The following is a 13,686-nucleotide window of genomic DNA, read 5'->3' as shown; positions in this document are numbered from 1 at the left end:
CCCATCCGCCAGGGGCGAACATCGAGGCAATATTACACCCCGGAGGCGAGCGCGCGCCAGCCGGGCCCAGCGCAACCCTGCATCAGAATGTTCGCGAGGGCAGTTGGTTCCTGCGCGTGACCCGAGAAGGTGCAGACAGCTGATGGCGGCGCTCGCGAACGGTTAACGCGGTCGCACGCCCGGGCTGCCGGTCGCGGAACCGGATCTTTCACCTGCCCGTCGGTTGTATTCGGAGGCCCGGAGTCCTATGCGTATGCGCCATGGACATCCAGATCATCGCCGCCGAAAAACCCCTGATGGCGCAGGCACGCCCGCACAAGCCGGCGCCGTTCCTGCCGATGAGTCGCGCCGAGATGGATGCGCTCGGCTGGGACGCTTGCGACATCGTGCTGGTGACGGGCGATGCCTATGTCGACCATCCCAGCTTCGGCATGGCCATCATCGGCCGGCTGCTGGAGGCGCAGGGCTTTCGGGTCGGCATCATCTCGCAGCCGGACTGGCATTCGGCCGAGCCGTTCAAGGCATTGGGCAAGCCAAAAGTCTTCTTCGGCGTCACCGGCGGCAACATGGATTCGATGGTGAACCGCTACACCGCGGATCGTCGCCTGCGCCATGACGATGCCTATACCGCGGGCGGCGAAGGTGGCAAGCGGCCGGACCGCTGCACCGTCGTCTACGCGCAGCGTTGCCGCGAGGCGTTCAAGGGCGTCCCGGTCGTACTCGGCGGCATCGAGGCCTCGCTGCGCCGGATCGCGCATTACGATTACTGGTCCGACAAGGTGCGCCGCTCGGTGCTGGCCGACGCCAAGGCGGACCTGCTGCTCTACGGCAATGCCGAGCGCGCCGTCGTCGAAGTGGCCAATCGTCTCGCCGCCGGCGAGGCGCCGCGCGAGCTCGACGACATCAGGGGCGTCGCGCTGTTCCGCCGCGTGCCCGACGATTACACCGAGCTGCACGCCGACGATATCGACTCCGCCGATGAGGGCGCTTCGCGCACGAAAGGCTTGACCGTGATCCGGCTGCCCGCTTTGGAGCAGGTCGAGCAGGACAAGGAAGCCTATGCGCGCGCGTCACGCGTGCTGCACCGGGAGAGCAATCCCGGCAATGCGCGGCCGCTGGTGCAGCGCCACGGCGATCGCGATCTCTGGCTCAACCCGCCGCCGATTCCGCTGACCAGCGAGGAGATGGACGCCGTCTACGATCTTCCTTACGCGCGCGCCCCGCATCCGTCCTACGTTGACGCGAAGATCCCGGCGTGGGACATGATCAAGTTCTCGGTGACGATCATGCGCGGCTGTTTTGGCGGCTGCACCTTCTGCTCGATCACCGAGCACGAGGGCCGCATCATCCAGAACCGGTCCGAGGGCTCGATCCTGCGCGAGATCGAGAAGATCCGCGACAAGACGCCGGGCTTCACCGGCGTGATCTCGGACATCGGCGGTCCCACCGCCAACATGTACCGGATGGCGTGCAAGGACCCGAAGGTCGAGGCCGCGTGCCGGCGGCCGTCCTGCGTCTTCCCCGAGATCTGCCCGAATCTCAACACCTCGCATGACGATCTGATCCGGCTCTATCGCAAGGTGCGCGAGACCAAGGGCATCAAGAAGGTGATGGTCGCCTCCGGCGTGCGCTACGACCTCGCGGTCGAGAGCCCCGAATACATCAAGGAGCTCGTCACCCATCACGTCGGCGGTTATCTCAAGATCGCGCCCGAACATACCGAGCGCGGGCCGCTCGACAAGATGATGAAGCCCGGCATCGGCGCCTACAACCAGTTCAAGCGGATGTTCGATGCCGCGGCCGAACAGGCCGGCAAGAAATACTATTTGATCCCGTATTTCATCGCGGCACATCCGGGCACGACCGACGAGGACATGATGAACCTGGCGCTATGGCTGAAGAAGAACCGCTACCGCGCGGATCAGGTGCAGACCTTCCTGCCCTCGCCGATGGCGACCGCGACGGCGATGTACCACACCGGCGTCAACCCACTGCGCGGCGTGCGGCGCGGTGGCAGCGACAAGGTCGAGGCGATCAAGGGCCTGCGCCAGCGTCGCTTGCACAAGGCGTTCCTGCGCTACCATGACCCCGACAATTGGCCGGTGCTGCGTGAAGCCCTGAAAGAGATGGGCCGCGCCGATCTGATCGGTTCGCGCCCCGACCAGCTGGTCCCCGCGCACCAGCCGCCCGGCACCGGCAAGGCCGCCGGCACGCGGCGGCCGGTTCGTCCAGACGGCAAGACGCAGCGGTTCACGACCAAGAATTTGCGGGTGATGAAGTAGCGGGCGAGCCGGATCAGGTCCGGTTCAGCTTCGCATTGTCGCCCTCAAAACAAAAACCTCGAAAACAACCCCATGCACAGTAGCCGGCATGAGCGGGATCAATGACTTAGGCGATTGCCGAATCCGTTGAATCCGCGGGGTGAGATAACGGAAAAACCGAAATTATGTTTTGACGAAATATTGACTCGTCGGGCAAAACAGGCGCAAGATGCCATTGTCGCGGCACGCGTGGCAGGGCGAGCCCCAACCGCTACTCCGTATCGATATCCTCGAGCTTCACACCGCGTCCCGCGCGGAGGCTCGAAGCAACCGTCCTCCGACTTGAATCCATTCAACACAGCAGGCGTCGATGCGCGCCCGGATGCGCTGGGGAGCGTAGTCGTAAACCCGATAGCTCGCGGGGTAGCCGGTGTCCGCTCTGTCCGCGAAACCGGACATAGCCAGTCCCGCCTTGTGAGTCAGCTAGGGGCCAACAGCGGTCATGACAGTGCTCTCTTAAAGGGGGGCGATCGCAGAGTACGGTGACTTCGCGTCGCTCCGCTCGGGATCCCTGGTCCCTCCGAAGCACAGGAGGAAATTGGACAGTAATCGCGGCGGCCTGGTAGTAGCGGTGATAGTCTCCGGCAGACCTCGGTGGAGAGCGCGGTCGAGCCGCATGCGCTACTCTCGTTTGTTCTCGCCAAGTGCATCCCCCAGACGCTCGAGTTCTAACGTGAAGCAGAACAGCGCGAACAGCGTAATCACCATCAACACCCCACGTCGGGCCATCAAGACCACGTCGGTATCGGGGCCGAGTTCGGGAAGGTGGCGAAACAGCACGATCGAGAACACAGCGCTGCCGAAGATGAAGTTCAGCCGGCCTAGGAACAGGAAGAGGTGGCTCAGGGACAGCCGTCCGCCTTTGAACGGGATCGCCACCTTCAAGAGGCGGTACCAGTAAGCCGCCTGCATAAGCATGAGAACAGCAAGGGTCAGATTGTCGTCATAGGGCGTATTGGCCGGCTGCTGACCAGGCGCGAGCACTAGCTCCCGGAAGGCCGGCAGGCCCTTCCATACGATGAAATCCGATCCGAACAATTGGACCGCCATCAAGAGCAGGTAGGTGAGCACACCGCGCCCCGCGGAAGAATGGGAAATCGGCTCTGCCAGGGGCTCAGGGATTTCCTCAGCTATGGAATCGGATGGTGTTTCTCCGCGCTTGATCAAGGGCGCCTTCCAACTGATTGGGTTTCGATTTCGGCCGATGCCTTCCGAATGAGCAATGCGAGTCCACTCCACCGTATCATCGCAGCGCGGCTCCCTGGCGCCTCGAGACGCCGCCCGTACCCTGCTGCTCGCCGACAAGGCGTGCCTGGATCATACTCATGACGGTCGTCACGTCGTCGAACGCTCGCGAATGAGCGCGTCCATGCAGGCGGGTCAAATCGAATAGCTCGACGCCCTCCCGCCGAAATTCAGCGGCATACGGCTCTTGGTCCGGATCGATGCCGCCGAGGCGGATTGCGCCTCCATGGAGAGACTTCGATAGCTTCAATGGGGCATCGTCCCGCGACACGAACAATGCGAAGCGTGGCCGTACCGCTCCCATGTCGTGCAATTGCGTACGGAAACTGTCGGCGTCTACGTCGGGCGCAACGAACAGCACGTTCTTGATCTTGGCCCCAATGCGGCCAGCTATCGCTCGCGCGCGCAAGGTTTCGAACGTGAGATAGCACCCCATCGAGTGACACAGGACGGTCACTTCCTTGACGTTCGGAGTAGCGGCGATCGCATCGAGCACTTGCGAAAATGCATCTCGAGACTGCGCCGCGCTCTCCGCATCCTCCTTGTAGGCTTCCAGGCTGACGGACCCCCGCGACGGCCAGGAGAACAGGACGGGAGCCCCCGGCGCTCCGGAATCATGAACGATCTGGGCGAACCGGTACACGGCTTCATCGAACCTGTTGTTGAAGCCATGGACGAATACAAGGACTCTTCCACGTGCTCGCGGCTTCTTTGCGGCCGCCGCCAGCGCAGCGCCAAATGCCGGTTTTTCGGCCGCTTCGGCCGAGACCGTCACGAAGTTTAGTCGTGGATCCCCGGGCGAGGAAGTCGGCCACTGAACCTGACCGACAGTGCGCGATGCGTCCGGCGGGATGGAAACGGCGATGGAGGCGTAGTTCACCTGGTCCGCCCGTTCGCTGTCGAACATCGCTGCATTTCCGGCAGCCGTTCGGTTGCGCGTCGTTGCCACCAGCAGCGGGACGACCGACACGCCTTCCGCTTCGACCTGTCCGACGGGTAGCAGCGTGTCCAGAGGCACGCGGCTGCAGGCGCAGCAGCACAGCGCCAAGACGATGAGGCCGAGGGTTGACCGGCAGATCTTCCCGGTTTCGCCATGGCTGAGGGGCGCGCGCCACGTCAGGCTCCTTTAGCCGAGCGGAACAGCAGAAAGTATCCTGCCGGCACGAAGAAGAGTGTCAGGACGGATGCGACGGCTAGTCCCGACATCATGAGCACCGCCATGGGCTGCCACAACGCGCCGCCGGCCAGTGCCATCGGTGCGAGCCCGAGCACCGTGGTGGCGGACGTCAGGAGGATCGGACGAAGCCGTTTTTCCGACGCAGCGACGAGGGCTTTCCGCAGCGCGGCGTCTCGCGCTCGATGTCGATCTGATCGATCAGCACGATGGCGTTGTTGATGATGATCCCCGACAGGCTGATGATGCCCAGCGTGCCGAAGAACGAGGGCGGTTGTCCCGTCGCCAACAGCCCGAACGGAATGCCAATCAGGATCAGCGGTATGCTGACGAAGGTCAGGAGCGTACGACGGAAGGAGTTGAATTGCAGGATGATCGCCAGCACCATCACGGCGAGCGCGACGGGAAAGCCGGCGGCCAGCTTCTGGTTCGTCTCGGCGCTTTTCTGGATCTCGCCCCCCACGGTCACGTGATAGCCGCCGGTCATGTCCATCTCGTCGAGCCGGGGCTGGATCGATTCCAGTAGCTGCCCGGCCGTCAGGGAGGTGCTGCGGGCCGTGACCGTGATCGTCCGTTCCTGGTTCTTGCGGCGGATCCGCGCGAAGTCGAACCCGGGCTTCAGCCTGGCGACCTGCGCCAGCGAGATAAGCCCGCCGTTCTTCGCGAAGGTGGCGCTGGTGAGGCCTTCCAGGCTCTGCGAGGTGTAGGCGCCGGCGCGCAGTACGATGGGGATGGCGTTGTCGCCTTCGCGGTATATCGAGACCGCGGTGCCGCTGAAGTAGGTGTTCAGCAGTCGGGTCACTTCCTCCGAGGTCACCCCGAGCTGGCGGGCACGGTCCTGGTCGATCTCGACGACCACCTTGACGATCTTGTTGCCCCAATCGTCGTCGTTCTCGCGCACGTCCGGAGCCGCCTGCAGCAGGGATCGGACCCGTTCGCTGAAGCCAAGCAGCCGGTCCCCATCGGACCCCGAGATCTCGAGCTCCACGACGCCGGATTCCACCGCGCCCATGGCCAGCCGCTTGATTTTGAAGCTTGCCTCCGGATGGTTGGCGTAGAGATACTTCCAGGCGCGATCGGCCGCACGCACCGCGCCTTGATAGTCCGTGGTATTGACCAGGAAGAAAGCGGACGCCGGGTCCGGAGGGACGGGGGTCAAGGTGAGGTAGAACCTCGGGCCGCCATCTCCGACGTACAGGATCTGGCTGGAGATTTCAGGGTTGGCCGTTTTGTCGCCCAGCCATCGCTCGATCTCGCGCGCGCGAGCTTCGGTCTGCGAGATGTCGGTCCCGTCAGGCATGTTCATGTAGACCAGAAACTGGCTCCGTTCGCTGAGCGGAAACATCTCCTTTGGAATGCGTGGGAATTGTGTAAGCGCGATCACGACCAGCGCGACGCAACCGGCGAGGACGATGGGCGAGAAGCGCAAGGCCCGGCCGAGCGCGGTGGCATAGAGCCGCTGCAGCCGTGAGGGCGCGGCATCCTCCGTTCCGGAGCCGGCTCGCCGGCCGATGAGCCACACGGTCAAAGCGGGAAGGATGTACAGCGCCGTGATCCAGGATCCCCCAAGCGTGAGCGCCACCACGGCCGCGAGCGAGAACGCATACTCGCCGGACGCTCCGGACAGCAGCATGAGCGGCAAGAACGCCGCTATCGTAGTGATCGAAGAGATCAGGAGCGGCAGCGCATACTGTGCTCCGGACGCCAATCCGGCCTCCTCGGGAGGCACTCCGCGGCCGATCCGGCTCACGATGTCCTCGACGATCACGACGCCATTGTCGACCAGCAGACCGAGCGCGATGATGATCGCCGCGATCGAGACCTGCTCAAGCGCGATCCCAAGAGCCCGCATCCCGATCAACGAGAACATCACGGCGAACGGCACGATCATCGCGGCGATGGTGCCCGCCCGCAGGCCCAAGAAGACCACCACCAGCACGGCCACCACGACGAAGGTCTGGGCCACGCTGGAGAGGGCCGAATTGACGGAGGCGCTGACCTGATCGGCCTGGTAGGTGGGGAAGGAGAGGGCGAAGCCGATCGGGAGCCGCTGCTCAAATTCGCGTGCCGCCGTACGGAGCTTGACACCGATCTGGGTGACATCCTGGTCCGGCTGCATGATCACGCTGAGGACTACAGCAGGACGGCCGTTGAAATAGATCGGCTTAACCTTTGGAGAGACGTAATCCCGGCGGACAGTGACGATGTCAGCGAGCCGGACCAGGCTGTCGGTGCTGCCCACACGGGTCAGCATGGTCTCGATCGCCCGCACGTTCGGGAAATCTCCGGAGGTCTCCAGCAGGAGGCGCGTGCCGTCCGCGTTGATGTTGCCGGACGGCAGCACCACGTTCTGCCCCTGTAGGTCCTTGATCAAAGCGTTCACCTGAACGCCGATCGCGGCCAACTTCCGGGTATCGAGTTCGAGCCAGACCCGTTCGTCCTGTACGCCGTGAAGCTCGACCTTGGAGATGCCGGCGATCTGGTACAGCTTCTTCCGGAAATCCTCGGCCGCATCCTTCAGCTCGCGCGGCGAAAAGCCTTCGCCCGTGATGGCGATGGTGGCGATCGCAACGTCGCCGAAGTCGCTGTTGACAAAGGGTCCAACGACGCCGTCGGGCAGTTCGACCTTAGCATCGGCCATCTTGTCGCGAAGCCGCTGCCAGGTGGCAGTGACGTTCGCGACCTCGTCCTTCAAGTCGACATAGATCGTCAGGGATCCTTCGCCCGCAAGCGTCCTGATGTCCTTGACCTCGGCGAGCTCGCGTACTTTTCGTTCGATGGGAATCGCGACTAGATTTTCCATCCGCTCGGGGGCCATGCCCGGGAAGAGGGCCGACACGACCGCAGTCCGGATGACGATCACGGGGTCTTCGCGCTTCGGGAAGTTCGGATAGAGCCCGATCCCGGCGATCAGAAGCCCGATCATGGCCATGATCGTGAATCGAGACCGTGCAAGTCCGAATCGGGTGAGGAGATTCACGGCGCGGCGTCCTCCAAGGGAAGCAGCTTCACCTTCTGTCCGTCGGCGAGGTACGACACCCCGGCCGAGGCCAGGATATCGCCTGGCTTGACGCCCTCCACGACGACCAGGCGATTGTCCCGGATCCCGCCGACGGTGATGGTGCGTTTCTTCACAGTCGAACTTGCCTCGTCGTAACCAAACACGGTCCCGGTATTCTGCAGCACCCTTCCGCCGTCGGGCACAAGCACGCTGAGCGGGACGAGGAAGCCGCTGCGACCCACGACCAAGGGCTCTTCGATCGTGACCTCGACCGACATGCCGGCGTTCAGACCCGGGGCGGTGTTCTCGAGCCGGACGACAACCGGGAAGGCCGACACTTGCTCCGCCTTCGACCCGAGCTCCTTGATCTCGCCCTTGAGCGGCAGGTCAGGCTTGTCGGCGACCTTGACCGCAATCTTGGCTCCAACCTTTAGATTCTGGAAAGTCGCGGCCGGGACCAGAAAGGACATCTCGAAGCTGTCGTCGCTGTAGAGCGTGGCCACCGGCTGCCCCGCAGCGACTTGCGCAAACGATTTGACTTCGACCCGGGAGATGGTCCCGGCGAAGGGGGCCAGCAGCTTGCTCCGGTCCAGGTTTTGGTTGGCCAATTCGAGTTGGCGCCGTGCCTGGTCAACTTGGGCCCTGGAGCTGAGCAGGGTGGCGTTCGACTGTTCGAAAGCCGCTTGGGTGGAGACGCCCCGCTTCAGGAGCTCTTCCTTGCGCTGGAAGTCCGACTGAGCGTTGTCGAGCTGCGCCTGCGCCTGCTGCACACCGGCGCTGGCCTGGTCCACCTGGCTCTGCAGCGATCTCGGGTCGATTTCGGCGAGGACGTCCCCGAGTTGCACCTTCTGGCCGACGGTGAGGCCAACGGTCTTCAACTGCCCGCCGATCTCGAACGAGAGGCTGCTGACGTCGGCCGGCTGCAGCACGCTCGGAAAGCGCCGAACACGGCTTTCGGCTGTCGCAGCGACCTTGTAGGCGCGCAGACCGCGGACAGGCTGTTCGTTCGCTTCCTTCTTCTTCTCTCCACAGCCCTGCAGGCCGACGACAAGGAGGCCCAAAGCGGTGAATCGCGCGAGATGTCGGATCATCGGGCATTCCTCGAGTCCTGCCGAATTCGACCGTTCGGAGCGGCCGCGTAGTTCCGGCAAATCACGGCACCACCGCGAAAAACAGAAACGCGGCGAAGATGACCAGGTGGACGACGCCCTGCAGCACCGTGGTGCGCCCGGTCCCGAGCGTGATTACGCTCAACAGCAGCGTGAGCATCAGCAGGCCCAAATCCTTTATGTCCAACCCGAGTTCGAGCCGATAACCCATCGCGATCGAGACCGCGGCGACCGCGGGGATCGTCAGCCCGATGGTCGCAAGCGCCGAGCCCAGGGCCAGGTTGAGACTGGTCTGCAGCCGGTCGCTTTGGGCCGCCTTCACGGCCGCCACCGCCTCGGGAAGAAGAACGAGCGCGGCGATGATCGTGCCGACGACTGCCTTGGGCACCTGAAGATAATCGATGGCGCTCTCCACGCTGGGGGTCAGGACCTTTGCAAGGCCCACGACGGCCACAAGGGAGACGACGAGGAGAGCGGCACTCAGACCGGTCGTTCTGTTGTCCGGAGGAGGCGAATGCTCGTCCGCCGTGGCACCCTTCGCGGCCAGGAAATAGTCACGGTGCCTGATCGTCTGAACGAAAACGAACGCCAGGTACAGAACCAAGGACGCAAGCGCGGCGAACACCAGCTGCGAGGTGTTGTACAGCGGGCCGAGTTCTTGCGCCGCAAGGTTCGGAAGCACCATCGTGAGGCTGGTGAGAGCGACGAGCACGGCGAGAGCGGCGCCGGCGCCTTGCGCCTGGAAACCCTGTTCACGGTGCCGGACGCCGCCCCACAGCAGGCAGGCCCCCACGATGCCGTTGCAGACGATCATGACCGCCGCGAAGACCGTGTCCCGGGCCAGTCCGGCTTTCTCGGCAGGCGCTGCGATCATCACCGAGACGATGAGCGCCGTCTCGATCACGGTCACCGCTAACGCGAGGATCAGGGTGCCGAACGGCTCGCCGACGCGGTGAGCGACCACCTCGGCGTGGTATACGGCGGCGAAGACCGTGCCGAACAGGGCCGCGCCGGCGGCTGCGTATACAATTCCGCCGCCGCCGAGAACCAGCCTGAGCAACAAGATGGCCCAGGCGAGAGCCGGCCAAATCCACGTCCAGCGCGCTGTCGTACCCACCACACCCATGTCGATCCCCCGGTTCTTGATCGCGTCTCAGGCGCGATTCTCATCCCGACGGCCGGCGCCAAGTACTGTGATGGGCCGGCCTCTTGTGACCTCCCATCATACGCGGGAACCTCCAATGATTGAAAGACATCCGGAAACAGCCAGGGGTTTTCCTCGCGGCTTAGGTCCGCTTCGGGTCACAAGCGGTCCTCGACAGATTGCGCGGCAAGTCAGCTGAGGGGCCAGAAGCCGACTCGTTGGTCGACCGCAGCCGGTCACGACCACCAAGCCTGCTCAATTCTTCATTGCTCTTGCCGCCTGTTCCAAACTGGCCGGAACGATCACGCGATGAAACGGTGCTATCGTAGCAAGATAGATGCGCCCCAGTCGGTTATGGCAATGCACCACGGTACCCGCGACCAGCTCGCGCCCATTTGCTGCATCGGCGCGAAGTTGAATGGTGACGCGGAAGTCGAGATGCCGGTCATCCGCACCCACGACCAACTCCGTCGCACTCTTTGACAGCACCGGGAAGAAGCCGATAACCGGCCCACGCGCCGCCGCGGCAAGACCGACGGCGCGCGACGATTTGACCGCGACTGCCGCCATCACCACATCGCGGACACGCGTGAGCGCACGAATCCACCACGCCTGTCGCTCGAGCGCGGCGCGTGCCAGCACCTCTACATCATCGCTGGCGCCCGCCGGCAGTTGAATTGCAAAGGCGTCCAAAAGGTCCGCGCCCGCGTAAAGCGGCGCAAGCACGCTGTTGCTGGGCATCGGCACGGCGCGCGCTTTTGTCATGGGATCAGGTACCGCATGCCGGGGAGGGGCGTAGCGCAGCCGGCGTTGCAGAGGATCTTGCCGCCGCCGTCCTTTTATATCCACGCGCTCTGCAACGCAACAATCCTGCGGCGCACATGTCTCAGTTAGGCCAAAAGGCCAGCTGGCAGCGATGTCTGCTTCGGTCCGCTTCCCCCTCGAGGAGCGGCACTTACCCATACGCGCTTCCCAGGTCGTCATCTTTCCTCCGGCCGAAGTGTCGCAAACTCCTCCCGTCCTCCATATGTTGCCTCCATGAAAAAGATCGGATTCCTCTCCTTCGGGCACTGGACGCCCTCGCCGCAATCGCAGACCCGCTCGGCTGCGGACACGCTGCTGCAATCCATCGAGCTTGCGGTTGCGGCGGAAGAGCTCGGCGCCGATGGCGCCTATTTCCGCGTGCACCATTTCGCGCGCCAGCTCGCCTCGCCCTTTCCGCTGCTGGCCGCGGTCGGCGCCAGGACCAGCAAGGTCGAGATCGGCACGGCCGTGATCGACATGCGCTACGAGAACCCGCTGTATATGGCGGAGGACGCAGGCTCTGCCGATCTCATCGCCGGCGGGCGCCTCCAGCTCGGCATCAGCCGCGGCTCGCCCGAGCAGGTGATCGATGGCTGGCGCTATTTCGGCTACGGGCCGGCCGACGGCGAGAGCGACGCCGACATGGGCCGGCGTCATGCCGAGGTCTTTCTCGACATCTTGCGCGGCGAAGGTTTTGCAAAACCCAACCCGCAGCCGATGTTCCCAAATCCACCGGGGCTGTTGCGGCTCGAACCGCATGCGGAAGGTCTGCGCGAGAGGATCTGGTGGGGTGCCGGCTCGAACGCCACGGCGGTCTGGGCCGCCAGGCACGGCATGAATCTGCAGAGCTCGACGCTCAAGAACGACGAGACCGGCGAAGCCTTCCACGTGCAGCAGGCCGCGCAAATCCGTACCTATCGCGCAGCCTGGAAAGAGGCCGGCCACCCCCGCGAGCCGCGCGTCTCCGTCAGCCGCAGCATCTTCGCGCTGATCGACGATCGCGACCGCGCCTATTTCGGCGGCGAGCGCGGCAGCGAGGACCAGGTCGGCTTCATCGACCCGCGCACCCGCGCGATCTTCGGCCGCTCCTATGCGGCGGAGCCTGATGTGCTGATCGAGCAGCTCCGAACGGACGAGGCGATCGCCGAGGCGGACACGTTGCTGTTGACGATTCCGAACCAGCTCGGCGTCGACTATTGCGCGCACGCCATCGAGGCGATCCTCACGCATGTGGCGCCTGCGCTGGGGTGGCGGTGACGCCTGGACTGCCGCACAATTTTTAAAGGTTACGGCTTTTAAAGGCTACGTCGCGGGCTGGTAGTGTGCCAGCCGCTCCGGATCGGCATCCGGAACGGAGACCGTCTGCGCCCTGATCTGGCTGCCGATGACCAGTCCGGTGAGCGAGAGCATGAGCCCCAGCGCCAGCGGCGCGAACAAGGCCTCTTCCTGAAACAATCCATTCAGCAGCACGACCATGACGCCGAAGCCCGCGAGCCCCTGCGTCAGATATCCGGAGAACGCATAAAGACGCCAGGCCTTCAGCGCCACCGCGAAATGAAACGCCAGCGGAACGAGGGCGGCGATGCCCATCTGGTACAGCAGGACCCCGATCGCACTCTCGACGGCGCCGTTGGTCGTTCCGGCGGCCTGCGCGGCGCTCCAGTCGATCGAGAAATAATCGTCCGACAGATTTCCGCCGACGCCCAGGCCGCGGCCAAACGGCTTTTCGAGAAATCCGTTCAAGCCGCCCATGAGGCCGAGGACGTGATAGTCGCCGATCTGCAAGCCGACGCGGATCGCGACAATTGCAAACACGATCAAGGCCACGAAGCCGAGCCATAGCGTCACCACGGCGCCGAGCAGACGGGTCGATATCCAGGCCGTGGCGACGAACACCACCACGATGAGCGCTCCCTTCACGCTGCAAACGATCAGCAGCGGCAACGCCACGAGGGCCAGAACCGGACGCCCTACCGAAAACAGGAAAAGCCCGAAAAACGCGATCCCGTACGCGAAGCTGATCGGGTGCATATTCGGCCCGTGGATGCGGAGGATCTTCGACACGCCGAACCCTTCGAGCAGGGGCGTATTGAGAAAGTCGAAGCTGAAGCGATCCTTCAGATCGACCGGCACGTTGCCGGTGGCGCGCATCTCGGCTTCCCAAGCGCCGGAGCGGGCCGCCTTGAGCTCGTCGAAACCCCAGAACGTGTAGCCGTTGGTGACGGCCAGCCAGAAATCCCGAAACGCAAACTCGACGTATCCGCACAGGATCAGAATGACTCCAAGCGTCACCAGGAACGGCGTGGCGCGAACCTCATAGGTCGCGGCCGTCAGCAGCGAGAGCTGAAACAGGAACAGCGGCAGCACGATGTTGCGCAGATAGACCGTTGCCGCCTGGCCGTCCTGGACGAAGCCGATCGCGAAATACAACGACACCACGGCGAGGGTCACGACGCCCCAGCGCATGATCTGATTGACCTCAGTCGACCGGTTCCTTTGGCCGGCGACGTAGAGCCCAAATGTCGTCAGCCACATCACGGAGCAGACGAGAAAATTATAGCCTTTGATGAAGTCCAGGTCGGACGGCGCCGAAATCAGCGGCGACAGGATCGAGACGAACAGGTTCTGGAAGAACAGGACGAAGATCGCGATCGCCGGCGCGTAGGTTGGAGCCGCAACCACGATGGCGATGGCGACGAGAACTTCGACGGTCAGGGACAGGACCGGGCTCGCCCCGTGCAGGACCGGCACAAAGCCGATGGTTGCGATGGCGATGCAGAGCGTCGGGATCAGCTCGCGCCAAGGCGAACGTGAAGGCGAACGCGAAGGCTCGGGACAGCCCGCCTGCACGGCTTGAAGATGCGGTGAGGTCCCGCCACTCATGACTC

10 protein-coding genes are annotated in these 13,686 nt (G+C 63.9%); 2 read left to right on the top strand and 8 right to left on the bottom strand.

Annotation, left to right across the window (positions count from 1 at the left end; all coding sequences use genetic code 11):
• Nucleotides 1-260: 260 nt before the first annotated feature.
• Nucleotides 261-2,282, top strand: a complete 2,022-nt coding sequence (locus tag IVA93_RS02465) for a YgiQ family radical SAM protein (protein ID WP_018453053.1) — start codon at nucleotides 261-263, stop codon at nucleotides 2,280-2,282.
• A 660-nt stretch (nucleotides 2,283-2,942) separates the two neighbouring features.
• Here IVA93_RS02465 and IVA93_RS02460 read toward each other — a convergent pair.
• From IVA93_RS02460 to IVA93_RS02435, 7 genes are all read right to left on the bottom strand, one after another.
• Nucleotides 2,943-3,488: a hypothetical protein gene (locus IVA93_RS02460; RefSeq protein ID WP_018453052.1), complete on the bottom strand. Its 546-nt coding sequence runs from the start codon at nucleotides 3,486-3,488 to the stop codon at nucleotides 2,943-2,945.
• A 76-nt stretch (nucleotides 3,489-3,564) separates the two neighbouring features.
• Entirely contained in the window at nucleotides 3,565-4,584 is a 1,020-nt protein-coding gene (locus IVA93_RS02455; RefSeq protein WP_247476630.1) for an alpha/beta hydrolase, read from the bottom strand.
• Between the two features lie 98 nt (nucleotides 4,585-4,682).
• Nucleotides 4,683-4,862: an efflux RND transporter permease subunit gene (locus tag IVA93_RS40655; protein WP_253075719.1), complete on the bottom strand. Its 180-nt coding sequence runs from the start codon at nucleotides 4,860-4,862 to the stop codon at nucleotides 4,683-4,685.
• Nucleotides 4,853-7,666, bottom strand: a complete 2,814-nt coding sequence (locus IVA93_RS02450; protein ID WP_253075718.1) for an efflux RND transporter permease subunit — start codon at nucleotides 7,664-7,666, stop codon at nucleotides 4,853-4,855. The genes IVA93_RS40655 and IVA93_RS02450 overlap by 10 nt, the downstream gene beginning before the upstream one ends.
• Before the next feature lie 50 nt (nucleotides 7,667-7,716).
• Nucleotides 7,717-8,832, bottom strand: coding sequence for an efflux RND transporter periplasmic adaptor subunit (locus IVA93_RS02445; RefSeq protein ID WP_247376290.1), 1,116 nt, complete (start codon nucleotides 8,830-8,832; stop codon nucleotides 7,717-7,719).
• 61 nt (nucleotides 8,833-8,893) lie between these two features.
• Complete coding sequence (locus tag IVA93_RS02440) at nucleotides 8,894-9,976, bottom strand: calcium:cation antiporter (RefSeq protein ID WP_247789649.1); 1,083 nt, start codon at nucleotides 9,974-9,976, stop codon at nucleotides 8,894-8,896.
• Nucleotides 9,977-10,249: 273 nt separating this feature from the next.
• On the bottom strand, nucleotides 10,250-10,759 hold the full coding sequence (locus IVA93_RS02435) for a DUF2867 domain-containing protein (protein WP_018453046.1): 510 nt from the start codon (nucleotides 10,757-10,759) through the stop codon (nucleotides 10,250-10,252).
• Nucleotides 10,760-11,032: 273 nt separating this feature from the next.
• Here IVA93_RS02435 and IVA93_RS02430 point away from each other — a divergent pair, with 273 nt between their 5' ends.
• Entirely contained in the window at nucleotides 11,033-12,055 is a 1,023-nt protein-coding gene (locus IVA93_RS02430) for an LLM class flavin-dependent oxidoreductase (RefSeq protein ID WP_018453045.1), read from the top strand.
• 45 nt (nucleotides 12,056-12,100) lie between these two features.
• Here the strand turns inward: IVA93_RS02430 and IVA93_RS02425 are convergent, their stop codons facing one another.
• Nucleotides 12,101-13,681, bottom strand: a complete 1,581-nt coding sequence (locus tag IVA93_RS02425) for a hypothetical protein (protein ID WP_018453044.1) — start codon at nucleotides 13,679-13,681, stop codon at nucleotides 12,101-12,103.
• Nucleotides 13,682-13,686 lie beyond the last annotated feature (5 nt).

The organism is Bradyrhizobium sp. 155, from assembly GCF_023101105.1.
Classification (GTDB): Bacteria; Pseudomonadota; Alphaproteobacteria; order Rhizobiales; family Xanthobacteraceae; genus Bradyrhizobium; species Bradyrhizobium canariense_D.
This window is presented reverse-complemented; position numbering and strand designations above follow the sequence as displayed.